We start from the raw sequence: 21,400 nt of genomic DNA, 5'->3' as shown, positions 1-21,400 counted from the left end.
ACGACCATGAAAAAATCCGTTATTCATCGGCGCTTCGACTATTCCGCATCTTTTAACGTGTTGCGCGCTTTTGCTTTGTTCGCGATTTTGTCGTTCTTTGGTACGTCGGCAATGGCGGCGGTGGATAAAAAAGACCCAGAGCAAATTCGTATCGGATTTCAAAAAAGTGCTGTCAACCTGGTGATTTTGAAGCAGCGTAATATTCTGGAGCAGCGCTTTAAGAACAGCAAAATTGTCTGGCTCGAATTTCCAGCCGGCCCGCAATTGCTGGAAGCGTTATCAGTTGGTAGCCTGGACTTCGGTTTGACTGGTGACAGTCCGCCTGTCTTTGCACAAGCTGCCAATAAAGACTTGCTCTATGTCGGCGCAGAGCCGCCAAAACCAGAAAGCTCGGCCATTATTGTGCCGTCCAACTCCACCATTAAGACGTTGGCGGATTTGAAAGGCAAAAAAATCGCACTGCAAAAGGGTTCCAGTGCGCATTTTCTTTTGGTGCAAGCCGTAAAAAAAGCAGGATTGGCGTGGACGGATATCCAGCCGATTTATCTCGCGCCAGCGGATGCACGTGCAGCATTTGAACGCGGCGCTGTGGACGCGTGGTCTATTTGGGACCCTTATTATGGTGCTGCCGAATTGGCGCTGAAGCCACGCGTATTGACTACCGGCAAAGGCCTAACGAATAATAATTCTTTCTATCTGGCATCGCGTTCCTTTACCCAAAGTTATCCGAATACTGTATTGCGCTTATTGGATGAGCTGACGAAAGTAGATCAGTACGTGCAAGCAAATCGAAAAGAAGTAGCGCAACTTATTTCTGATCTAAGTGGTTTGAATCTGGCGACGGTTCATCTGTTTTTGGCACGGCGGCCCGGACCATCGCCGACCACGGTGTTGCATGCAGCCATGGTGACAGATCAACAGCGTGTCGCAGACAGTTTTAAAGAAATTGGCCTCATACCTAAGGCGATCAAAGTTGCCGATATCGTTTGGCAGCCGCCTGTGCTGCGCCCGCGATAGCTAAATAAAGTAACAAATCTCATCAATTTGATTCACATTTTTAATACGGAATCTGCAATGAATGTTTTCTGGTTTATCCCAACGCATGGCGACAGTCGCTATTTAGGCACCTCGCAAGGTGCTCGCCCGGTTAATTACGACTATATGAAACAGGTCGCTGTGGCTGCCGATACGCTTGGCTATGACGGCGTGTTGTTGCCGACTGGACGTTCGTGCGAAGACGCATGGGTGGTTGCATCCAGTCTTATCGGTGCAACCCAAAAGCTCAAATTTTTAGTTGCTATTCGCCCCGGTCTCAGCAGTCCAGGTTTGGCGGTTCGGATGGCTTCTACATTTGACCGGCTGTCCAATGGGCGGCTTCTGATTAATGTCGTTACGGGTGGCGATCAAGGTGAATTGGAAGCTGATGGGGTATTTGCCGAACATAGCGAACGGTACGAAATTTCAGACGAATTTCTGCGTGTCTGGCGTGCCACGATGGCGGGCGAGGGCGGCGCTGCCGGTTACAGTTTTAGCGGAAAACATATCACCGTAAAAGGCGCAAAAACGCTTTATCCACCAATCCAGAAACCTTATCCTCCACTGTATTTTGGCGGATCGTCGGGACCCGCGCATGAACTGGCGGCCGAACAAGTTGACGTTTATCTGACGTGGGGTGAACCACCAGCAGCGGTTGCCGAAAAAATCGCCGATATGCGCGCCCGGGCAGCTAAATATGGGCGCACCGTTCGGTTTGGTATTCGCTTGCATGTGATTGTGCGTGAGACCAATGAAGCCGCCTGGAAAGCCGCTGAAGAGTTAATTAGCTATGTCGACGACGATATTATTGCGCGGGCGCAGGCCGCGTTTTCGAAGATGGACTCAGAAGGTCAGCGCCGTATGGCGGCCTTGCATGGTGGCAAGCGCGACAAGCTGGAAGTGTCCCCCAATTTATGGGCTGGTGTCGGGCTGGTTCGCGGCGGTGCAGGAACAGCGCTGGTGGGTGACGCTGCCATAGTGGTAGAGCGGATGAAAGAGTATGAAGCACTTGGGATCGATACGTTTATCTTGTCCGGTTACCCGCATCTCGAAGAATCATATCGCTTTGCTGAACTCGTTTTTCCATTGTTGGGCAAGGGTCATGCCGCTGATGGTGCGCATTCCTTAAGTGGTCCGTTTGGTGAAGTGATGGCAAACAATATATTGCCCCAGGCGGTAGCTGACCAAGAAACGGCCACCCTTACAGCAACTAGTGTTGATTAACTACTGCGGGCAATGTGATCGAACAAAAAAGGATTATCAGGTCTCCCACGACAGGTAATCAGCACTATTTTATGAGCACTAAGCAGCACCCCACATCCGTTGGATGGAAGGATATCACTATGAGTACCGTTGTTGGCCCATCAGCCGCACCAAGATTCACCGCTTCTACCATAAATCCAAAGCAGAAGAGGACTGTCATCAGCGCTCGCGCTACGGCATGGCGTGCGGGACTGTTGCCTTGGTTAGTACCGTTGCTGCTCATCGCGGGCTGGGAATTAGCTGCCCGAGTTGGCTGGCTTTCGAGCCGTATTCTGCCCGAGCCTTTTGCAGTAGGTCGTGCGGCATGGTCGTTGACGTTATCAGGTGAGTTGTGGAAGCACGTATCGGTGAGTGCATGGCGAGCAATTTCAGGCTTTGTCGTCGGTGGCGGTTGTGGGTTGTTGCTGGGTTTGCTGACCGGAACGTTCAAGACTGCTGAAACATTGTTGGATACGACGATTCAGATGATTCGTAATATTCCTGCTCTGGCGCTGATTCCATTGGTCATTCTGTGGTTCGGGATTGATGAATCGTCAAAATTGTTTCTGGTGTCAATTGGCGTATTTTTTCCAATCTATTTGAATACTTTTCATGGCATTCGCTCGGTCGATAGGGGACTGATTGAGATGGCTAAAAGTTATGGCCTATCCGGCTGGCCGTTATATCGGGACGTGATCTTACCGGGAGCATTGCCATCGATTTTGGTGGGCGTACGATTTTCTCTAGGCTTGGTGTGGGTGCTGTTGATTGTCGCAGAAACGATTTCTGCACAGGCGGGAATCGGTTACATGACGATGAATGCACGTGAATTTTTACAGACCGATGTCGTATTGGTAGGGATTCTTTTGTACGCGTTACTAGGCAAATTGGCTGACATGCTGGCGCGTGGCTTAGAGCGCTATTGGTTGCGGTGGCATCCGGGCTATCAGTGAAAAGTCAAACCTGATTTCTGATGCCACTTAACCGCTGCGTTGAAATAATACTGGCAGAAACATTCACCAAAAAAACGGATATGAATATGCAAATTGACTCTGTTGAAAACGCTCACGTCAAAGCCGTGGTGGACCATTCCGCCACGCCACGCGGTGGCATTAGCATCACCATTCAGTCGGTATCTAAATCATACGCTGGTCGCGACGTGTTGAAATCACTGGATGTTGAGATCGGTGCTGGCGAATTCGTGGCAATTGTAGGTCGTAGCGGTTGCGGAAAAAGTACGTTATTACGATTGATAGCGGGACTTGAAACCGAGAGTGCTGGCGAGATTCAGTTTGGAGTGGAAGCCAATCTTAAACAAGCGCCCGAAATTCGGATTATGTTCCAGGACTCGCGCCTGCTTCCCTGGAAAAAAGTACTAAACAACGTCGCATTAGGTTTGCCATCCAGATCATCTACCGTGATAGCGGGTAAAGCATTACGTCAGGTCGGATTGGAAGATCGCGCCAACGAATGGCCGGCAGTGTTATCCGGTGGTCAGCGTCAGCGCGTAGCCCTCGCAAGAGCGTTGGTGCATAACCCGGCGCTGTTATTGCTGGATGAACCGTTAGGCGCGCTCGATGCCTTAACCAGAATTGAAATGCAGCAACTTATCGAATCACTATGGCAAACCAGTGGCTTTACTGCGGTATTAGTCACCCATGACGTGCAAGAGGCCATTGCGCTTGCCGACCGCGTGCTACTAATTGAAGAGGGCGAAATAACACTAGACGAACGCATCGATTTACCCCGTCCAAGGACACGCGGGAATCTGATATTTGCCCAACTGGAAGAAAAAATTCTAGCGCGCGTATTAAAACATCCCGCACCAGAAATCGACAAGACACTGGGCGATATTTCCTTCCATCGCACGGTAAGTCAGGTGAGCTGGGCAATTTAGATTAATGCCTATTCTCACGCAGCATTCCATCCGTATTTTTAAAATTCAGGAGAAGTCATGAGTATTCAAGCAATCAATGTCCGCAATCAATTCAGAGGAAAAATTATCAGCATTGTTGAAGACGAGGTCCTCTCGGGCCTAGATATCGAAACCCCGATAGGCATCGTATCGTCCGTCATCACAACCCGCTCAGTAAAAGACCTCGGACTAGTAATCGGGTCAGAAGTCGTGGCACTAATTAAAGCCACCGAAGTATCCATTGGAAAATTGTCCTAGTTGTTACTAATCTGTAGAAACACAGACCTATAGTCAATGCCAAGAATTTCCAGCCAGAATCAAACGGTAGTTTGTAGTTTGTAGTTTGTAGTTGCAGTTGCAGTTGCAGTTGCCTTTGTCCTTGACCTACCCCGTCATTGGCGCTGCCAAGTATTTCAGCTGTCAGTCGGGAATTATTGGAAGACATGTTTGAGCCTAGCGAGTTGGTCTTTCAATCCGACTGGCGGCTGAAATACTTGGGAACCCGAAGGGCAGCGGCTCTGCGGTCGCCTTTTCTTTGGTTACTTTCGTTTGGTGGGGAGGGGCGCCTAGCCAAGCAAAAGAAAGTAACTAGCTGTCGGGCCACCCCCGACTAGCGTCCACGGAGCAGTAGCCGTACTGGTTAGCAAAGAACGAAGAACGAAGAACGAAGAAACCAATTGCACCACTTAATCAAACGAAATTAATCTAAGGAAACATCATGTCCATCCAAGCCATCAACGTACGCAATCAATTCAAAGGCCGCATCAAAGCCATCATTGAAGGCACAGTAGTCTCCGAAATCGATGTCGAAACACCTGCCGGCATTGTCACCTCAGTGATCACCACGCGCTCGGTAAAAGATCTCGGACTAGTCATTGGAACCGAAGTAGTCGCACTGGTGAAGGCCACCGAAGTATCCATCGCCAAGATCTAATATTTTAAGATTTCAACCTGGGTAATCCATGTTATTTCCTACTTTGGACAAATACCTGGCTCGCCTGCATGACAATTCGGCCCACAACGGGCGAGCTTCAGTGCAGTCAGGCCAGTCTCCATCAATAAGCGTAAACCGGACACATCGCGTCTGGCTTGATGCTGATGGTCGCGTGCAGGGAAGTTATTTCAACACCGCTCTCACCAGTGTCTTTCAGCCGATACGTCAGATAGCAGTTGGCCCGGAACTAGAAGTCACTAATTCAAACAAGCACGTCAATGAGATTATCGGCTACGAAGGTTTCGCGCATAGTTACTCTCCCAATGACAACGGATTGTACCTATGGAAACTACTCGATCATGCTGCCAGCGACGACGAGTCGATTGAACTTGATCGCCTATGTCGCATGCTGCATTCGATCAACTTTTACCGTCAATCTCCGGAAGGCGACCCGCGTGTTCACCTGACCCAAAATACCGCTCTCTATCTCAGTGTGCACGCACGCCTGTTAGCGGCAGTCGATAGTAATCATGGAACTGCGTTCCGTCGAATTTTGAAATTGTTGGGATTACCGTATGAAAATATTGTTCTGCAATTGCCAAAGATTACACCCACGCAAAGCTGGTTATTAAACTATGTGATGGATAATTATCGCCGCAATCAATTTCGTCTGGCAATCAATGCCGATACCGTAGCAGAGGCGCATAGTCTGCTTGAGCGCGTGCGACCGGACGTCCTTAAGATTGATGGGCGCGGAGTAACGAACGACGATGCGACCCGACGTTTGCTGGATCTTACTCATCAACACGGGATTCATATTATTTTTAAGCGTCTCGAAAAATTACGTGATTTTGAAAGTTTACAAAAACTGGCGCAACAGGCATTTGTTGCAAATGGCGCGCGCATTTCGGCACAAGGGTTCTTCTGGGATCTGCCGCAGGCTTCATTGGATGCATTTTCAACGACTCAGCGCGCGGACAAATTCGCCACAGCATCAACGTTGAATGGTGTCCCCCATTAAAAGGGCTCCCTCCTTAACTATGCCTAACTTATCGTTGAAGCGCTCACTGTCTGATTTTTGGGTATTGATCGTGCCTGGATTAAATAACAGCGGGCCCCAGCATTGGCAATCCCGCTGGGAACGCCTATACCCTGCATTTGAACGGATCGAACAGAAGTATTGGGATCAACCTGATTTGGCGATTTGGTCGCAACGTCTGCGGGATGTATTGGCGAAAAAAGCGGTGCTGAACAAACCGCTTAAGCCAATATTATTAATTGCGCATAGTTTTGGTTGTCTGACGACGGTTCATAGCGCGCTGGCTGAAGGTCCGCTGGTGAAAGAGCTGATTGCAGGGGCTTTGCTTGTTGCGCCCGCTGATCCAGAAAAATTTGGGGTGAGTGCGGGATTGGGAGCAAGTTTGCCCTTTCCGGCGACCGTAGTCGGGAGTCTGAATGATCCCTGGATGGAGGCCAGCGAAACGGTTAAGTGGGCGAAACTGTGGGGCGCAGAGTATGTCGATGTTGGTGCGCTGGGTCATATTAATGCCGATTCTCAGCTAGGCGACTGGCAGGTTGGACAAGCCGTGCTGGCGCGGTTGGTGCAGACGGTGAGAGCGAATTAATACCATTTCCGACCGATCACGGACAGCGCGTCAGGGCATCATAATGCATCTTGTAGTTTTGCTTGGCTAATCCACAGCCATTAAATATAGGTTGTTATAAGTGCCACAGTATCGACCTTAACGCTTCCAAGACGTTAAATACGTCCCCTTCGTTGTTCTTTCTTTAATGGCGTCATGACGTCCTCGGCCTGCTTATGCGGAATCAATCTATCTACATGCAAAAAAGTTCGTTCTCTTTATAACAATCAGATGCGATTATCGACCTTCGTTAGCTGTATTTGTAATAAGGGAATTTTTTATGCTTGGTCAGGCCGCTTTATCGACACCGCATTCGGTGAAGTCTGCAACCCCATTTAGGGTTATGCCGGGATTTCGTTTGTCGCTCGGCTTCACACTATTTTACTTAGCGTTGATTGTGTTGATTCCGCTATCGGCGGTGTTTCTCAAGACCTTCACCATGACGTGGGCCGATTTTGTCATTGCGGTGACGTCCCCTCGCGTGATGGCGTCGTATCGGTTGACGTTTGGGGTGTCGTTGCTGGCCGCGTTGCTGAACGTTGTGTTCGGTGGCATCGTTGCCTGGGTCTTGGTACGGTATACATTTCCGGGCAAGAAGCTGATTGATGCGTTGGTCGATTTGCCGTTTGCATTGCCAACTGCGGTTGCCGGTATTGCGCTGACGGCGTTGTATTCGGCTAACGGCTGGTTTGGGCGCTATCTGGAACCGTTAGGGATTAAGGTCGCTTTCACGCCATTAGGGATATTGGTAGCGTTGACCTTTATTGGTTTGCCGTTTGTGGTGCGCACGGTGCAGCCAGTACTGGAAGATGCGGAGCGGGAGTTGGAGGAGGCCGCCGCCAGCCTTGGTGCCAGTAACTGGCAAACTTTTTCCCGCGTTATTTTTCCTACCGTTCTACCTGCGTTGATGACTGGCTTTGCGTTGGCTTTCGCGCGTGCTACGGGCGAATACGGATCTGTCATTTTTATCGCTGGCAACATGCCGATGGTCTCCGAAATCACGCCCTTGTTTATCATCACAAAGTTGGAACAGTACGACTATACGGGGGCTACCGCAATTGCCGTAGTGATGCTTACTGCGTCATTTTTGATGCTGTTGACGATTAATATTTTGCAAGCCTGGACCCGCAAGCGGGGTCAGTCGGAAAAAGTTTAACAGAAAGTTTTAGCCGCTATGAGTGCCGTTCCATCAAATGACAATCTCAGTTTGACCGCATCGCCAACTGCGTCCTTGAGCAAAGGTGCGGTTAGATTGCACGCCAAAGGTGAGCCAATTCATGTGCCGCACGCAACGCAAGAGCCGTTCTGGGTGCGGACGTTGCTGATCACAGTGGCGCTATTATTTTTGACGTTTTTCTTAGTCGTTCCGCTGGTGTCGGTGTTTGTTGAGGCCTTTAAAAAAGGATGGGAGGCTTATATTGCCGCCATCATAGAACCGGATGCAGTCAGCGCCATTAAGCTGACTTTATTGACGGCGGTGATTGCTGTGCCGCTAAATCTGGTATTTGGCGTCTCCGCATCGTGGGTCATCGCCAAGTTTGATTTTCGCGGCAAGAATATCCTGCTGACGCTGATCGATTTGCCATTTTCAGTATCGCCAGTGATATCTGGTTTGATTTATGTATTGTTGTTTGGCGCGCAAGGTTGGTTTGGACCATGGTTGCGCGAGCATGACATCAAAATTTTGTTCGCGGTGCCTGGCATCGTGCTGGCGACCGTATTCGTGACTTTCCCCTTCGTTGCACGAGAGTTGATTCCGCTGATGCAGGCGCAGGGCAGTGAGGAAGAAGAGGCCGCGCTGGTATTGGGCGCATCGGGCTGGAAGACTTTTTGGTACATCACTTTACCGAACATCAAATGGGGTCTGTTGTACGGCGTGATTCTCTGTAACGCCCGGGCGATGGGAGAGTTTGGCGCAGTGTCTGTGGTGTCCGGTCATATCCGTGGCGAAACCAACACCATTCCTTTGCAAGTCGAAATTTTGTATAACGAATATAACTTTCAGGCAGCGTTCGCCGTGGCTTCATTGCTAGCATTTCTGGCATTGGTAACGCTGGCGCTCAAGTCGTTTATTGAATGGCGTTTGCGTGATGAAATTGGCGGTGAAAAGTCTACCAGCGTATCGGTCCAACCCGCAGTTGCATCGCTGTAAATAAAACGCAAACGCAGACGCGACCATCAGGAGAATGTCATGGGCATTGAAGTAACGAATATCAATAAAAAGTTTGGTCAATTCACCGCACTGAATGACGTCTCTCTCCATTTTCCTACGGGAGAGTTGACTGCCTTGTTGGGACCATCCGGCTGCGGAAAGACCACGCTTCTGCGGATTATTGCCGGGCTTGAAGGACAGGATTCCGGACGCGTTTTATTGGATGGCGAGGATGCTTCGTCGCGCCATGTGCGCGAACGTCAGGTTGGTTTCGTGTTTCAGCATTACGCGTTATTCAAGCATATGACGGTGTTCGAAAATATCGCCTTTGGCCTTCGTGTCAAACCACGGGCGCAGCGGCCTTCCGAAAGTGTGATCCGCGAAAAAGTCACAAAACTACTCGAATTAGTGCAACTGGATTGGTTGGCGGATCGTTTTCCCCCGCAATTGTCAGGCGGTCAGCGTCAACGGATTGCCTTGGCACGCGCTCTGGCGGTTGAGCCGCGGGTGTTGTTGCTGGACGAGCCTTTTGGTGCGCTGGATGCCAAGGTGCGTAAAGAGTTGCGCCGTTGGTTGCGGCGTCTACATGATGAATTGCATGTGACCAGTATTTTTGTGACCCACGATCAGGAAGAGGCGCTGGAAGTGGCCGATCAGATCGTGCTGATGAACAAAGGGCAGGTGGAACAAATCGGTTCACCGCAAGAGGTCTACGAACATCCTGCCTCGCCGTTTGTGTATGGCTTTTTGGGTAACGTCAACCTGTTCCATGGCCGCATCAACCAAGGTGTGCTGGATACCGGTGGAGTGCGTTTCGATGCACCGAATCATGCGGAGGCAGAAGATGTCGCCGGAATCGGCTATGTTCGGCCTCATGATCTTGATATTGACCGCTACACGACGGGGGCAGAAGGCATTGTGGTACAGCTGAAACGGGCGCACGCGATTGGGCCATTGGCGCAATTAGAGTTGGAACGCGATGACAACGCAGGGCTGATCGAAGCAGTTATTTCCTCAGATCGCTTCAAGCGGCTTGATTTAAAAGAGGGTGAAATATTAGTGGTACGTCCGCGTCGTTTGCACGTCTTTGCGGACCAACCATCTCACAACAACCAGGATGCAAGATGAATTTTCAACAATTAAGATCGATCCGGGAGGCGGCACGTTGCGGCTTCAACTTGACGGAAGTCGCTAACGTTCTGTTCACCTCACAACCTGGCGTCAGTCGCCAGATTCGTGAACTGGAAGAAGAGCTGGGCGTCGATATTTTTGTACGCAATGGCAAGCGATTGATCGGGTTGACCGATCCCGGTAAAGGTATTTTGCAGATCGTCGAAAAGCTCTTGCAAGAAGCTGAGAATCTTCGTCAGGCCAGCAAGGAATACTCGGGTGAAACGACCGGCACTCTGACCATTGCCGCAACTCATACGCAGGCGCGCTACGCATTACCACGCGTGGTGCAAGGCTTTCGTGCGCGTTTTCCTGACGTACGCATTGCGTTGCAACAAAGTTCACCGGAGCACATTGCGGATTGGGTCATTTCAGGCAAAGCTGACGTGGGCATTGCGACGGAAGGTTTGTCACAATTTAAGGAACTGATTTCTTTCCCATGTTACGAGTGGAGTCACGTGGTCGTGGTGCCACAACATCATCCCTTATTATTGGTTGAGCGCCCAATCAGTCTTAGCGATCTGGCGGCATATCCATTGATTACTTACGATGTGGGTTTTACCGGAAGGGGACATATTGACGCGGCGTTCCGTGCCGCTGGAATTAATCCCGACATTGTGTTGACGGCGATGGATTCCGATGTGATCCAGCAATATGTGTCGTTGGAGTTGGGCGTTGGGATTGTGGCTGCCATGGCGTCCGAACATACCCGTCAAAACGGGTTGCAAACTTTGGAAGTGTCACATTTATTTGCATCTAATGTGACGCGGCTAGCGGTCCGACGCGGCGCTTATTTGCGGTCATACACGATGGATTTTATTTTGCAGTTCGCGCCACAATTAAAGCGGGCGGATATTATCGAGGCGCTACAAGCTGAGACGCATTGATTAGGCGAATATATAAATGCTGAGTGGTAAGGTGTGGTTGGGGTTAATCGGCCACACCAAGATGTGGGTATTCGTTAGTTAAAAAGTAATTTTTTGCTGTATATTTCTATTTTGATAATTTAATTTTATTCATGCGTCTGCTTGTGCGGTCACTATTGCAAGGGCGCTTCGGCGGTGTTCGATAACGTCGGACGTATAATTGAACCAAGTAAACTAAAACTAGAAATTTTACGCATGTCAAATGATGATGCATTAACGATTAACCCGATGACAGAAGACGGTGCAGCGTTGCTTGCTGTACTTCCTGTTCTGCCTGTCTACGAAGGAATTGTTCTTTCGGACGTGCGGGTTATTCAGTCTTCAGCAGACGCGGTGCAAGCACTTGCCGTGATGATGGCGACTGATGTGATCGGATTTGATACTGAGTCCAAACCGACCTTTAATAAGGGCGAGTTGTCAGATGGACCACATTTGATTCAGTTGGCCGCAAACGACGTTGTTTTCTTATTTCCGATAGGCCGCGGCGGTGTGCCTCCCTCTTTTCGGGCAGCGTTGAAAGCCATACTTGAATCGCCTGAAATAATGAAGGTAGGATTTGGGCTGAGAGATGATGTTAAGCGTTTGCAGCAAAAGTTGGGAATAGAGTCGGCTCATACGCTGGATTTATCCCGTGCATTGCGGCAAGATGGCCGCAATGATGTTGGTGCTAAAAGTGCGGTGGCGCGATTTTTTGGTCAGCGTTTAAGAAAATCCAAGAAGACGTCTACCAGTAATTGGGCCAATTCACCTCTTACCGAGCGCCAGATTTTGTATGCTGCTGATGACGCCCAGGTTGCCCTACGGATATATCGACTGTGGCAAAAAGCAGCTGAAATCGATTGAAAGTGCTTCTCCGTGATATGCTTCTCCGCTTGAAATTATAAATGTCTTTTTGCTTTCAGAAAATATGCCAAGTCCTACTTCAAGTCCAGTTCCTAGTGTTTCCCCTGATCCAGTTGTTCCTGCCACGCTTGCTCCGGCCCAAAATGCCCGTATTTTGCTCAAGGAATTGCAAGAAAAATTCGCTGCTTTTCGCGAATATATGCCGTTGGCGATTGGTATCGACAAGCAACTGATCGCACGTTGTCCTGAACTCAATCGCAAGGTAATGCGGATGGCATTGGGGATGCACGTGAATTCATTGCGTTATCTCAAAGGGATGGAAAAAGCGACGGTTAGATTTGATCTGGACGGCAAACCTTCAGACGACGTAACGGACGTCCATCGGACGCATGCTTCCGAGATTTTGCGGGAGCGTTTCAAGAAAAATGCTGATCACCGCAAAGCCCAGCGCGTCGCAGAAGAAGCGGCTCGTGTAGCTGAGGCCGAAGCGCTTGCACGCGCCGAAAAGCTAAACCAGTTGACCGCGAAGTTTTCACGCAAGGGCTGATTGCTTCTGTTGTTTGGTTGAACGAATGCCAGTCAGATGGAACGTTCCCATGCCTTAACGGTGCTCATCACGATGTCAGATGTGGCACCGATTCGGACAACCATCCCAGGCCATTAACGTGACGGTATGTAAAAACGTGACGTCACCCGGCAACAGCGATCTCTCGCAATACGCGCTCGAATTCGTCCGTCGGTTGGCCTCCTTGAATCAAGAAGCGCTCATTGATAATGACGGCCGGTACGGAGTGGATGCCATTATCAAGATAGAGTCGTTCTTGCGCTTGGACCTCTGTCGCAAACGTATCGGACGATAGAATCTCTCTGGCTTTATCGCCATCCAATCCCACTGTTTCCGCCAGCGCTATCAAAACCTGATGGTCGCCTGGATTTTTGCCATCGGTAAAATACGCGGTGAATAAGGCACGCTTAAGCGCCATTTGCTTATTTTCCAACTCGGCCCAGTGTAGTAAGCGATGCGCGTCGAAAGTGTTATAGATACGGCTCCGTTTATCCGTGTTAAAAACAAAACCACCTTGTGCGCCGCGCTCGCGGATCATGTTACCGATTTGCTCGCGCTGTTCTGGCGTCGAGCCGTACTTTTCGGCAAGGTGTTCATTGATATCCTGACCTTCCGCTGGCATTTTCGGATTCAGTTCAAAAGGTTGAAAATGGATGTCGACAGCGATTTCATCCCCTATCCTGGTGATCGCTTCTTGCAAAGAATTCAACCCGATCACGCACCACGGGCATGAAACGTCGGAAACAAAATCTATCTTTATTGGTGTTGTCATTTGATATCTCTTCATTTGGTAAGTAACGTGCTGTACCCGTTTTCTTTGCGGGTGCGTTAATTATGAATTAATTCGGCCGCGCCCGCTTTTTCCGGTGGGTTTTGTGCTCCCTTTTCATTGCTTTGCCGAGGTAGCAAAATGGCGTTGGTACGCGGTCTTGCGGGCTGGCACGCGATTAATCAGAATTCATCAACGATGCGACAGAGTCCATTGTTTGCGCTAAAGGGCGTATTAACGTTCTGCAAGTGATGTAGTGGAGAATTTTGCGATCGCCAAAACGCGCCTATGAGCGTCCTTGTTTGGATTAGCTGCCGCGTTTGACTTGTTCGAACAGCGACGGCGTAACATTCCGACGTTCGTGATCTACGGCGAGGACACGCAAAACATCGCCGTCCTCAATATAAAACAGGCGAAATGGGAATCGATGCGGCGACCAAGTGCGGATTTCGGCTACGGAAAGCAGATAGGCAAAGCGCAGAGAGCCTACGTCGGGATTCTCGGCGAGAAACCGGCATGCATCCCGGAACTCGTCGCGAAAGCGGCCAGGGATGGCAGGCGATGCTTCCTTGACGTAGTAACGCACCACGTCCTTGACTTCCAATTGGGCAAATGGGGTGATTTCGAGGCGAATCAAGGGCGGTTAGTGTTGAGAGACGATAGCGTCGAGTTCGGCAAAAAATGCGTCGTCTATAGGAAGCGCTGGACCGCTCGACATTCCTTCCAGCATCAAGGTAAGCACGCGCCGGTCTTCCTCGTTTCGCGGACCGTAGCTTTCCGGTACGTCAGGAATGGGATCGAGTTCGACCGGATTAATGGTCGTAAGATTGAATGCCTGCATGCATTTGTTTATACGGCCAGCCGGCAGAAAATCAAACCGCAGTCGGAATGCGTGTATGTGGTTACTGAGCGGTAACGCGACCCCAATCCCAATTTAGCCCATTTCAGCAATATGGATAGAGACAGCGATACGACGTCAGCGCTAAATATTGCTGATACCGAAATGTTGCTGCGGTTTGCATTGACGTCAGCTCAGATGCTGGCGCGCATTGCGGAGCTGCGCATCGACAAGCTAGGTGACGGCGCTAGCAAGCTGATGGAATAATGGTGTAGACACAGGAGTTCGGCAGAATACCGGACTCCGCAAGACATCAAATTATTTCCTATAGGCGTCACTTTGCAGGCTGCGTTAGGTTTCTCTAACCTGTACAACGAGGCTGTCGGATTGCATGGTGATAGCGCCAGGTTCAAATGTTTTTTGCCCGATCCGCAATTCGTCCGGTTTGAACGTGTAAATGGGATAATTGTTCAGAATCTGTTCTGCCACGACTGCGCCGATGGCGTTGAGTTGTTGCTCATATTGCGCACCGATACCACCTACGTTCACGTTATCAACGCGTGGTGCATCTAGCCGTATGGCTTTGGTTGGCGCATCATATTTAAGGCGACTACTGAGTGTGATGGTGCCGGTTACGGGGGCAACCAGCAAAAAATTGCTTGTGACTTTCAAATTCAGTAACGTAATAATGCGATTCTCTGCCACGTTCATCGTCAAGTGTGGCTTGCTTAGATAGACTTCAAATACTTGTGCGTATTGTAACGTTTTCGGGAATTGTTGCTCGATAGCCCTTTGCAAAATAGGTAAAGGCAAGGTGTATTCATTCGTCCATACGTTATAGGCGGCGTTTGCTTTTTGCGAGACGGTCATGCCGATCACTGTTCCGGTTCCGGCGATAGCGGTTGTCACCATTATTTTTATCAAGTTACGTCGCTTTACTTGCATGTGGTTGTCGCTTTCTGGTGGTGGCACAAAATGGGGCGCGGGCGTCTCGGTTTAATGTGACTAGTGTAATAGACATGCTGAGTGGTCGCGTTGTTCCGGGGGCGCGTCATTTCCTTATTTGATTGACCACTATCAGGTGATTTCTCCCGAGCACGTGCGCTGGGAAACTGTATACTGCGTGCACCAAGCAAGTGGTGCAAAGGAAACGGATAACGTCTCTATACTGGGAGTCTGCAGGATTGGGCCCTTTAGAATGCCCCTTTGCTATGACGCTGATGTACGAGCTGCCTTGATGGCTGATGTAAGAGTTGATGTAATAGCTTATTTTTTTGATATTTTTGTCCAGAGCCAGACCATGCCAGATAATCGCCGCCCAAGAACGTTACTTCGTAAAAAATTCGCAGCATGAAGTATCCAGCCCTTCTCCCGTTTGCAGATATCCTGCCGCAATTAAATGATTTTGATGCGATTATTGACGCGCGAAGCCCGTCCGAATTTGCCGAAGACCATATTCCTGGAGCCATAAATTGCCCCGTCCTGGATGACGCGCAAAGGGTGCGCGTCGGTACCATGTATAAACAGGTGAATACCTTTGAAGCCAAAAAGTTAGGCGCGATGCTGATTGCCAGAAATATTGCTGATCATATCGAGGCTTTGTTCATTGATAAACCGAAGGATTGGAAGCCGCTGATTTATTGCTGGCGTGGCGGTAACAGAAGTGGGGCAATGTCTCACATATTGGCAAAAATCGGTTGGCCGGTGATTCAACTGGACGGTGGATACAAAGAATACCGTCGGCACGTGAGTGCGACCTTGGCTGAACACGCTGCGCGTTTGTCTTATACCGTGGTGTGCGGACCAACAGGAAGCGGTAAAAGCCGCTTATTGCAGGTCTTGGCTGCGCAAGGTGCACAGGTTCTTGATCTGGAACAACTTGCCGCGCATCGTGGCTCCGTTCTGGGAAATTTGCCGACGACACCGCAACCATCGCAAAAAGCGTTTGAAAGTAGCATATGGAATCTGCTGCGCCATTTTGATCCGGCGCTTCCGGTGTTCGTTGAGTCGGAAAGCAAAAAAGTCGGTAATTTGCGCGTTCCGGATGCCTTAATGGAAAAAATACGCGGATCGCGTTGCATTGCACTTGGGCTAGCGCAGGCAGACCGGGTTAAGTTGCTGATGGATGACTATTTGCATTTTGTGGCCGATCCTGCTTTATTGAGCACGCAGCTTAGTTGCCTGACTGCGTTACATGGCCGCGAGACGATTGATCGTTGGCAAAAAATGGCGGTCGATGGTGATATGCAAGAACTGGTCGAGGAATTATTGGTGAGGCATTATGATCCGGCTTATTTGCAGTCGATCAAACGTAACTTCGATCAGTTCGGGGAGGCGCATGTGCTGGAGTTGCCGGATATTTCCGATGAAGCATTTTTAAGCGCGGCGCAAACGCTGCACCGGGCCACCTGATTGCTTGGGCCATTACGATACTTTGCGAGCAAAAAAATTAAGCATCAATAGCTAAAATTGGTGCAAATAATGTTTTTTTTAAAAAGATAGACAACTTACTGCAGGATTACTATGAACGAGAATATCGTAGATAGCGCTGTTCCAGGCCTTCCGTCCGCTGCTTTACTGACGATTAAGCCGAGCATCAAACTCACTTCTTTCTCTCACGGTGGCGGTTGTGGTTGTAAGATTGCGCCGGGCGTCCTCGCCGCGATACTGAAAAACTCAACTGGCTTTGCGGTGCCGAAAGAGCTAATGGTCGGGATCGAAACCGCCGATGATGCCGCCGTCTATAAATTGAATGACGAACAAGCGCTGATCGCCACCACCGATTTTTTTATGCCAATAGTCGACGATCCTTACGATTTTGGACGTATCGCCGCTACCAACGCGATTTCTGATGTATATGCGATGGGTGGCACACCCATCATGGCGTTGGCATTGGTCGGTATGCCGATCGATAAGTTGCCGATTGAAGTGATCGGCAGAATTCTCAAGGGTGGTGAATCAATTTGTGCTGAAGCCGGTATCCCGATTGCTGGTGGACATACGATTGATTCGGTCGAACCGATATATGGTCTGGTGGTGCTCGGTCTGGTGCATCCCTCGAAGGTCAAGCGCAATGCGGGTGCCAAAGCGGGCGACAAGATTATTTTAGGCAAACCGATTGGCGTCGGCATTCTGTCGGCAGCGCTGAAAAAAGACGCATTGGATGCGCAGGGCTACGCGGCGTTGATAGAGAACACCACCAAGCTTAATAAGCCGGGCAAACTGCTGTCCGAACTAGACGGTGTCCACGCACTGACTGATGTGACCGGTTTTGGTTTGTTGGGCCACTTGCTGGAATTGGCACGTGCCGCCAAGCTGACTGCGACGCTGAACATGCATCAGATTCCGTTGTTGCCGGACGTGCAGCAATTGGCAGAGCGGGGCTATATCACGGGCGCATCGGGACGTAACTGGGATGGTTATGGTCACGAAGTCATGTTAGGGCATGGCATTAGTGCCGTGCAAAAAGCACTATTATCAGATCCGCAAACATCGGGTGGATTGCTGGTTTCTTGTGCGCCGGATGCGGTTGATGCGGTGTTGAAACTCTTTCAGCGTGAAGGGTTTGGCGATGCCGCTGTCGTGGGCGAGATGCAAGCGGGAGTTGCTGGCATTCATGTATTGGCCTGAGAGCATTTCCTGAATGTTCGGGCTAAGTAAGGTGCACTAAAGTTACAACGTTCACCCAGCAATTGTCCTGAAAACGTATTTAATCGATTAATCAATCAAATAAATTAAGGCCGCACCATGATTCGACTTTCTTCTTTGCCGAATATGAAAACGCTATTCGCAACCGTGGCAGCAGTGATTTCTCTGAGCGCTACAGGGTTGGTCTCTGCGCAGCAGGTTTTACGTGTGTCGGCGATTCCTGACGAAGCACCGACCGAATTGCAGCGCAAATTTAAACCGCTCGGGGCTTATCTGGAGAAGAAACTGAACATGAAAGTTGAGTTCACTCCGGTAACGGACTACGCGGCGTCGGTCGAAGGTTTGATTAATAATAAACTCGATATGGTCTGGTTTGGCGGTTTCACCTTTGTGCAGGCAAATGCCCGCAGTGCCGGCAAAGTGATTCCTATCGTACAGCGTGAAGAGGATCAAAAATTTCAGTCCGTATTTGTGACCACGAATAAGTCGATCACCAAACTGGAGGATTTGAAGGGTAAGAATTTCACCTTCGGTTCAGAGTCGTCGACGTCTGGTCATTTGATGCCGCGCTTCTATTTGCTTGCTGCACATATCAATCCTGATGTTGATATGAAGCGCATTGCCTTTTCTGGCGCTCACGATGCCACTGTTGCTGCGGTCGCTGGTGGAAAAGTCGATGCAGGTGCGTTAAATATTTCAGTATGGGAAAAGCTGGTTTCGGAAGGTAAGGTCGACCCAAAAGTGGTCCGCGTGTTTTATACCACGCCGGGATATTACGACTATAACTGGAGTGTGCGTTCGGACATGAATCCGGTAGTACGTCAAAAATTGACCGATGCGTTTTTGGCGTTGAATAAAGATAATCCACAAGATAAAGAAATTCTGGATTTGCAGCGCACTACACGTTTTATACCAACCAAAGTGGAGAATTACACTTCTATCGAATCTGCTGCTCGCAACGCAGGTTTGCTGAAGTAAAAAAAGCCAAGCTGTCATCGTAGGACTGCATTTTAATTTTTCCGGTTTAATTCTTTCAGTATGATACTGTCCTTCACCAACCTGTCCGTCCGTCACCCAAGCGCCACCGATGCTGCGTTGGCTTTGCGTGACTTGAATTTGTCCATTGATCAGGGTGAACAAATCGCGCTGATCGGACCGTCCGGTGCGGGTAAGACGACGTTGCTGCATACGTTAGCATGTGCACTGCAACCGGATGAGGGTGGTTTTACATTGTTTGGCCATGATCCATGGCGCTTAAGCAGCGCCGCCCGTCACGCCATGCGCACCCGACTTTTTTTGGCACCCCAAACACCACCATTGCCGCCGCGCCAACGCGTGGTAAGTGCGGTATTAGCGGGATTGTTGCCGCAATGGAGTGTGTGGCAAGCGATCCGGTCATTAGTGAAGCCGGTCGACCCAGTTGCTGCGTTCAACGCTCTGGCGCGCGTCAATCTCCAGGATAAATTATATGCCCGCGTTGACCGCTTGTCGGGCGGGGAGCGGCAACGTTGTGGGGTCGCGCGGCTGCTCATTAGTCGTGCTGATTTTTTTTTGGTCGATGAGCCGCTATCCGCGTTAGATCCTACTCTGTCGTTGCAAACACTGGCGGTACTCCAGCAGGAAGCCACTGCGCGTGGTGCAACGCTGCTATGTAGTCTGCATCAGGTGGCATTGGCGCGTGCGCATTTTCCGCGGATTATCGGTCTGCGAGATGGGCGTATCGTATTCGACGCCGCACGCGATGAGGTGACCGATGCGATGATTGACGCGCTGTATCAGAGCCGGGGACAGAGCCGTGGAGTCGGCAATGATATCCAGAGCGCCACGGGAGCCGATCCCGATATGGATTCGGCGCAGCGGGATCATCAGTCGCCACCGGCTGTGCCAGCGCCGATACCGGCCGCCCTCACTCCACGTTGTTGAGGCAGGTCATGCGCACACCACCAGCTATCGCGATCCAGCCCAAACGCGATCATCATCTTGAGCAATACCGAGATCCCGCCTGGCGTGGTCGGGTCGTGGTCACGATCATTGCTCTTTTGCTGTTGTGGCCAATGTTGCAGCTCAGCGAATTTAAGCCGTGGACCTTGTTTGACACGCAAAGCTTAAGCGCAACGGGAAAATTTCTGGCGAGTTTTGTACCACCCGCACACTCGTTATCGTTTTTAAAAATGGTTGCGGCCGCGACGTGGGAAACCGTCGCCATGGCAACCGTTGGTATGACTTTGGCGATGGTGGTGGCAATACCGATGACGATAGTGGTCACGTCACACTTATCCCTTTCGCGCATAGGTACGGGGCGCATGGGTTGGCTGGCGCAGTCAGTCCGACAAATCGTCCGTTGGTTGCTGGTGTTGTTACGCAGCGTGCCTGAACTGGTATGGGCGTTATTGTTGGTGCGGATTGTTGGTCTGGGACCGACCGCTGGCGTGATCGCGATTGCGCTGACGTATTGCGGAATGCTAGGAAAAGTCTACGCAGAAATCCTTGAGTCATCCGATTCGCACGCATCCGATACCTTGCTTAAAAACGGTAGTGGACGGCTGGCCGCACTATTTTATGGTGCGCTACCAGAGTCGGCGGCCGAGCTCGTGAGCTATACCGTTTATCGTTGGGAATGTGCGATACGTGGCTCCGTGGTGATGGGTTTCGTCGGTGCTGGTGGTCTCGGCCAGCGGATGGATGAATCGATGAAAATGATGGCCGGTGCGGAGTTGTCGACGATGTTGCTGGTGTTTGTGTTGTTGGTCGCAGGCGCTGACGCGGTGAGCAAAATGTTGCGCGGGAGGCTTGAATGAGAAGGGCGACGCACAACTCTGACGCTTCTCCCGTGTCTGCGCTCGATCGCTTGCCGCAAGCACCGCGCTGGCGTTTTTCGACGGTGGCGTTGTTGTGCGGTTTATTCGCGCTGGTCGTTGCGAGCTTTCTGTCTCTTTCCTTAACGTGGAGCGCCTTTTTTACACAAGAAGCGGTGCGGACGACGTTTGAGTTTTTGCATGGTTTTGCACCGCCGGAATTATCTACGCCATTTTTGCTTAAGATTGCGGTAGGTATGGCAGAAACGCTGTCAATGTCAGCCCTCGGTACGATTCTGGCGGCGATTGTCGGTGTCGCGCTTGGTTTGGTGGCGAGCGGCCGTTTCGGTGGTACTGCGCGCGCCGCAACCCGTACACTGTTGAACGTCTTGCGGGCAATTCCCGAACTAGTGTGGGCGTCGATTCTTTTAATTTCGGCAGGATTAGGACCATTTGCCGGTACGCTGGCGCTGGCGGCGCATACTTCAGGCGTCCTTGGTCGCCTGTTTGCCGATGCGTATGAAAATACGTCGTCGCTGCCCGAGGCCACTTTGCGCATCAACGGCGTGCGAGCTATCCCAGCATTTTTGTACGCAACGATGCCGCAAACCTTGCCGCAAATGATGTCATATACGCTGTACCGATGGGAAAATAATATTCGGGCGGCGGCTATATTGGGTGTTGTGGGCGCGGGCGGTTTAGGCCAAATGTTGAAATATCATCTGTCGCTGTTTCAGATGCCGCAAGCGGCTAGCGTGATTGTTGCCATGCTAGCGATGGTCGCCACTGTCGATGGACTCAGTTTTATGCTACGGCGAGCCATGACGCGATAACGCAATTGCGCCATGGTTGCAGCGGTTGAAACTGCCGTTTGAGGTCAGGAAGAATGGGTCATTTCGCTTCTCAAGTAACTTTATAAGTCACT

General features: G+C 50.4%; 27 protein-coding genes. 22 read left to right on the top strand and 5 right to left on the bottom strand.

Annotated elements, in window-relative coordinates:
* Positions 1-6: 6 nt before the first annotated feature.
* The 14 genes from QN379_RS07920 (at position 7) to QN379_RS07855 (ending at position 12,407) form a co-directional block, all read left to right on the top strand.
* Entirely contained in the window at positions 7-1,017 is a 1,011-nt protein-coding gene (locus QN379_RS07920) for a sulfonate ABC transporter substrate-binding protein (RefSeq protein ID WP_323506421.1), read from the top strand.
* 57 nt (positions 1,018-1,074) lie between these two features.
* Positions 1,075-2,259 (top strand): FMNH2-dependent alkanesulfonate monooxygenase, encoded by a 1,185-nt coding sequence (ssuD, locus tag QN379_RS07915; RefSeq protein WP_322239946.1) that lies wholly within the window; start codon positions 1,075-1,077, stop codon positions 2,257-2,259.
* A 119-nt stretch (positions 2,260-2,378) separates the two neighbouring features.
* Positions 2,379-3,230 (top strand): aliphatic sulfonate ABC transporter permease SsuC, encoded by an 852-nt coding sequence (ssuC, locus tag QN379_RS07910; RefSeq protein ID WP_323506420.1) that lies wholly within the window; start codon positions 2,379-2,381, stop codon positions 3,228-3,230.
* Between the two features lie 86 nt (positions 3,231-3,316).
* Positions 3,317-4,174 (top strand): ATP-binding cassette domain-containing protein, encoded by an 858-nt coding sequence (locus tag QN379_RS07905; protein WP_323506419.1) that lies wholly within the window; start codon positions 3,317-3,319, stop codon positions 4,172-4,174.
* Between the two features lie 57 nt (positions 4,175-4,231).
* The gene (locus tag QN379_RS07900) at positions 4,232-4,450 is read left to right on the top strand and encodes a TOBE domain-containing protein (RefSeq protein WP_322239940.1); all 219 of its coding nucleotides are present in this window, start codon (positions 4,232-4,234) and stop codon (positions 4,448-4,450) included.
* Positions 4,451-4,910: 460 nt separating this feature from the next.
* Positions 4,911-5,126: a TOBE domain-containing protein gene (locus tag QN379_RS07895; RefSeq protein WP_108442330.1), complete on the top strand. Its 216-nt coding sequence runs from the start codon at positions 4,911-4,913 to the stop codon at positions 5,124-5,126.
* Positions 5,127-5,154: 28 nt separating this feature from the next.
* Positions 5,155-6,147: an EAL domain-containing protein gene (locus QN379_RS07890; protein ID WP_323506418.1), complete on the top strand. Its 993-nt coding sequence runs from the start codon at positions 5,155-5,157 to the stop codon at positions 6,145-6,147.
* 19 nt (positions 6,148-6,166) lie between these two features.
* Entirely contained in the window at positions 6,167-6,751 is a 585-nt protein-coding gene (locus QN379_RS07885; protein ID WP_323506417.1) for an alpha/beta hydrolase, read from the top strand.
* Between the two features lie 298 nt (positions 6,752-7,049).
* Entirely contained in the window at positions 7,050-7,925 is an 876-nt protein-coding gene (cysT, locus tag QN379_RS07880; protein ID WP_322239931.1) for a sulfate ABC transporter permease subunit CysT, read from the top strand.
* 18 nt (positions 7,926-7,943) lie between these two features.
* Entirely contained in the window at positions 7,944-8,921 is a 978-nt protein-coding gene (cysW, locus tag QN379_RS07875; RefSeq protein WP_323506416.1) for a sulfate ABC transporter permease subunit CysW, read from the top strand.
* Between the two features lie 39 nt (positions 8,922-8,960).
* Positions 8,961-10,049, top strand: a complete 1,089-nt coding sequence (locus QN379_RS07870) for a sulfate ABC transporter ATP-binding protein (protein ID WP_322239927.1) — start codon at positions 8,961-8,963, stop codon at positions 10,047-10,049.
* Positions 10,046-10,978, top strand: a complete 933-nt coding sequence (locus tag QN379_RS07865; RefSeq protein ID WP_323506415.1) for a CysB family HTH-type transcriptional regulator — start codon at positions 10,046-10,048, stop codon at positions 10,976-10,978. Before QN379_RS07870 ends, QN379_RS07865 begins: the two co-directional genes overlap by 4 nt.
* 234 nt (positions 10,979-11,212) lie before the next feature.
* A complete protein-coding gene (locus QN379_RS07860; RefSeq protein ID WP_322239923.1) occupies positions 11,213-11,860 on the top strand; it encodes a 3'-5' exonuclease in 648 nt (215 codons plus the stop codon).
* A gap of 64 nt (positions 11,861-11,924) precedes the next feature.
* Entirely contained in the window at positions 11,925-12,407 is a 483-nt protein-coding gene (locus QN379_RS07855) for a ProQ/FinO family protein (RefSeq protein ID WP_322239921.1), read from the top strand.
* Positions 12,408-12,549: 142 nt separating this feature from the next.
* Here the strand turns inward: QN379_RS07855 and QN379_RS07850 are convergent, their stop codons facing one another.
* The 3 genes from QN379_RS07850 to QN379_RS07840 form a co-directional block, all read right to left on the bottom strand.
* Complete coding sequence (locus QN379_RS07850; RefSeq protein ID WP_322239919.1) at positions 12,550-13,197, bottom strand: DsbA family oxidoreductase; 648 nt, start codon at positions 13,195-13,197, stop codon at positions 12,550-12,552.
* Positions 13,198-13,501: 304 nt separating this feature from the next.
* Positions 13,502-13,831, bottom strand: coding sequence for a type II toxin-antitoxin system RelE/ParE family toxin (locus QN379_RS07845; RefSeq protein WP_323506414.1), 330 nt, complete (start codon positions 13,829-13,831; stop codon positions 13,502-13,504).
* A gap of 6 nt (positions 13,832-13,837) precedes the next feature.
* Positions 13,838-14,035, bottom strand: a complete 198-nt coding sequence (locus QN379_RS07840) for a hypothetical protein (protein WP_322239915.1) — start codon at positions 14,033-14,035, stop codon at positions 13,838-13,840.
* Positions 14,036-14,146: 111 nt separating this feature from the next.
* Here QN379_RS07840 and QN379_RS07835 point away from each other — a divergent pair, with 111 nt between their 5' ends.
* Positions 14,147-14,299, top strand: a complete 153-nt coding sequence (locus QN379_RS07835) for a hypothetical protein (protein ID WP_323506413.1) — start codon at positions 14,147-14,149, stop codon at positions 14,297-14,299.
* An 84-nt stretch (positions 14,300-14,383) separates the two neighbouring features.
* Here the strand turns inward: QN379_RS07835 and QN379_RS07830 are convergent, their stop codons facing one another.
* Entirely contained in the window at positions 14,384-14,902 is a 519-nt protein-coding gene (locus tag QN379_RS07830) for a DUF1439 domain-containing protein (protein WP_322239911.1), read from the bottom strand.
* On the opposite strand from QN379_RS07830, the gene QN379_RS07825 reads away from it, so the two are divergent.
* Positions 14,901-15,032 carry a hypothetical protein gene (locus QN379_RS07825; RefSeq protein ID WP_322239910.1) on the top strand — a complete coding sequence of 44 codons (132 nt, stop codon included), beginning with the start codon at positions 14,901-14,903 and terminating at the stop codon, positions 15,030-15,032. The two genes, QN379_RS07830 and QN379_RS07825, sit on opposite strands and share 2 nt — an antisense overlap.
* 193 nt (positions 15,033-15,225) lie before the next feature.
* On the opposite strand, the gene QN379_RS07820 is transcribed toward QN379_RS07825, so the two are convergent.
* Positions 15,226-15,384 carry a hypothetical protein gene (locus QN379_RS07820; protein WP_322239908.1) on the bottom strand — a complete coding sequence of 53 codons (159 nt, stop codon included), beginning with the start codon at positions 15,382-15,384 and terminating at the stop codon, positions 15,226-15,228.
* Here QN379_RS07820 and mnmH point away from each other — a divergent pair.
* The 6 genes from mnmH to phnE all read left to right on the top strand — a co-directional run bounded on the left by mnmH (position 15,383) and on the right by phnE (position 21,308).
* On the top strand, positions 15,383-16,444 hold the full coding sequence (gene mnmH, locus QN379_RS07815) for a tRNA 2-selenouridine(34) synthase MnmH (protein WP_323506412.1): 1,062 nt from the start codon (positions 15,383-15,385) through the stop codon (positions 16,442-16,444). The two genes, QN379_RS07820 and mnmH, sit on opposite strands and share 2 nt — an antisense overlap.
* A gap of 111 nt (positions 16,445-16,555) precedes the next feature.
* The gene (gene selD / locus QN379_RS07810; RefSeq protein WP_322239904.1) at positions 16,556-17,662 is read left to right on the top strand and encodes a selenide, water dikinase SelD; all 1,107 of its coding nucleotides are present in this window, start codon (positions 16,556-16,558) and stop codon (positions 17,660-17,662) included.
* 117 nt (positions 17,663-17,779) lie between these two features.
* Positions 17,780-18,658, top strand: a complete 879-nt coding sequence (locus QN379_RS07805; protein ID WP_322239902.1) for a putative selenate ABC transporter substrate-binding protein — start codon at positions 17,780-17,782, stop codon at positions 18,656-18,658.
* Positions 18,659-18,718: 60 nt separating this feature from the next.
* Positions 18,719-19,603 (top strand): phosphonate ABC transporter ATP-binding protein, encoded by an 885-nt coding sequence (locus QN379_RS07800; protein ID WP_323506411.1) that lies wholly within the window; start codon positions 18,719-18,721, stop codon positions 19,601-19,603.
* Between the two features lie 8 nt (positions 19,604-19,611).
* Positions 19,612-20,478 carry an ABC transporter permease gene (locus QN379_RS07795; protein ID WP_323506410.1) on the top strand — a complete coding sequence of 289 codons (867 nt, stop codon included), beginning with the start codon at positions 19,612-19,614 and terminating at the stop codon, positions 20,476-20,478.
* Positions 20,475-21,308 carry a phosphonate ABC transporter, permease protein PhnE gene (gene phnE, locus QN379_RS07790; RefSeq protein WP_322239896.1) on the top strand — a complete coding sequence of 278 codons (834 nt, stop codon included), beginning with the start codon at positions 20,475-20,477 and terminating at the stop codon, positions 21,306-21,308. The genes QN379_RS07795 and phnE overlap by 4 nt, the downstream gene beginning before the upstream one ends.
* Positions 21,309-21,400 lie beyond the last annotated feature (92 nt).

Origin of the sequence: Glaciimonas sp. Gout2 (assembly GCF_035018905.1) — a bacterium.
Classification (GTDB): domain Bacteria; phylum Pseudomonadota; class Gammaproteobacteria; order Burkholderiales; family Burkholderiaceae_D; genus Glaciimonas.
Note: the sequence above shows the minus strand (reverse complement) of the source record. Positions and strands in the feature narration are given on the sequence as shown.

Bases quoted from the DNA above. Each gene is read 5' to 3' on its own strand.
- QN379_RS07900 (WP_322239940.1), top strand. From the start codon at position 4,232: ATGAGTATTCAAGCAATCAATGTCCGCAATCAATTCAGAGGAAAAATT.
- QN379_RS07840 (WP_322239915.1), bottom strand. From the start codon at position 14,035: ATGCAGGCATTCAATCTTACGACCATTAATCCGGTCGAACTCGATCCC.
- mnmH (WP_323506412.1), top strand. From the start codon at position 15,383: ATGAAGTATCCAGCCCTTCTCCCGTTTGCAGATATCCTGCCGCAATTA.
- QN379_RS07825 (WP_322239910.1), top strand. From the start codon at position 14,901: ATGCCGATCACTGTTCCGGTTCCGGCGATAGCGGTTGTCACCATTATT.
- QN379_RS07805 (WP_322239902.1), top strand. From the start codon at position 17,780: ATGATTCGACTTTCTTCTTTGCCGAATATGAAAACGCTATTCGCAACC.
- ssuD (WP_322239946.1), top strand. From the start codon at position 1,075: ATGAATGTTTTCTGGTTTATCCCAACGCATGGCGACAGTCGCTATTTA.
- cysW (WP_323506416.1), top strand. From the start codon at position 7,944: ATGAGTGCCGTTCCATCAAATGACAATCTCAGTTTGACCGCATCGCCA.
- QN379_RS07830 (WP_322239911.1), bottom strand. From the start codon at position 14,902: ATGACCGTCTCGCAAAAAGCAAACGCCGCCTATAACGTATGGACGAAT.
- cysT (WP_322239931.1), top strand. From the start codon at position 7,050: ATGCTTGGTCAGGCCGCTTTATCGACACCGCATTCGGTGAAGTCTGCA.
- QN379_RS07835 (WP_323506413.1), top strand. From the start codon at position 14,147: ATGGATAGAGACAGCGATACGACGTCAGCGCTAAATATTGCTGATACC.
- QN379_RS07800 (WP_323506411.1), top strand. From the start codon at position 18,719: ATGATACTGTCCTTCACCAACCTGTCCGTCCGTCACCCAAGCGCCACC.
- QN379_RS07795 (WP_323506410.1), top strand. From the start codon at position 19,612: ATGCGCACACCACCAGCTATCGCGATCCAGCCCAAACGCGATCATCAT.
- QN379_RS07905 (WP_323506419.1), top strand. From the start codon at position 3,317: ATGCAAATTGACTCTGTTGAAAACGCTCACGTCAAAGCCGTGGTGGAC.
- QN379_RS07870 (WP_322239927.1), top strand. From the start codon at position 8,961: ATGGGCATTGAAGTAACGAATATCAATAAAAAGTTTGGTCAATTCACC.
- QN379_RS07820 (WP_322239908.1), bottom strand. From the start codon at position 15,384: ATGCTGCGAATTTTTTACGAAGTAACGTTCTTGGGCGGCGATTATCTG.
- QN379_RS07890 (WP_323506418.1), top strand. From the start codon at position 5,155: ATGTTATTTCCTACTTTGGACAAATACCTGGCTCGCCTGCATGACAAT.
- QN379_RS07920 (WP_323506421.1), top strand. From the start codon at position 7: ATGAAAAAATCCGTTATTCATCGGCGCTTCGACTATTCCGCATCTTTT.
- QN379_RS07895 (WP_108442330.1), top strand. From the start codon at position 4,911: ATGTCCATCCAAGCCATCAACGTACGCAATCAATTCAAAGGCCGCATC.
- selD (WP_322239904.1), top strand. From the start codon at position 16,556: ATGAACGAGAATATCGTAGATAGCGCTGTTCCAGGCCTTCCGTCCGCT.
- QN379_RS07865 (WP_323506415.1), top strand. From the start codon at position 10,046: ATGAATTTTCAACAATTAAGATCGATCCGGGAGGCGGCACGTTGCGGC.
- QN379_RS07855 (WP_322239921.1), top strand. From the start codon at position 11,925: ATGCCAAGTCCTACTTCAAGTCCAGTTCCTAGTGTTTCCCCTGATCCA.
- ssuC (WP_323506420.1), top strand. From the start codon at position 2,379: ATGAGTACCGTTGTTGGCCCATCAGCCGCACCAAGATTCACCGCTTCT.
- QN379_RS07860 (WP_322239923.1), top strand. From the start codon at position 11,213: ATGTCAAATGATGATGCATTAACGATTAACCCGATGACAGAAGACGGT.
- QN379_RS07850 (WP_322239919.1), bottom strand. From the start codon at position 13,197: ATGACAACACCAATAAAGATAGATTTTGTTTCCGACGTTTCATGCCCG.
- phnE (WP_322239896.1), top strand. From the start codon at position 20,475: ATGAGAAGGGCGACGCACAACTCTGACGCTTCTCCCGTGTCTGCGCTC.
- QN379_RS07885 (WP_323506417.1), top strand. From the start codon at position 6,167: ATGCCTAACTTATCGTTGAAGCGCTCACTGTCTGATTTTTGGGTATTG.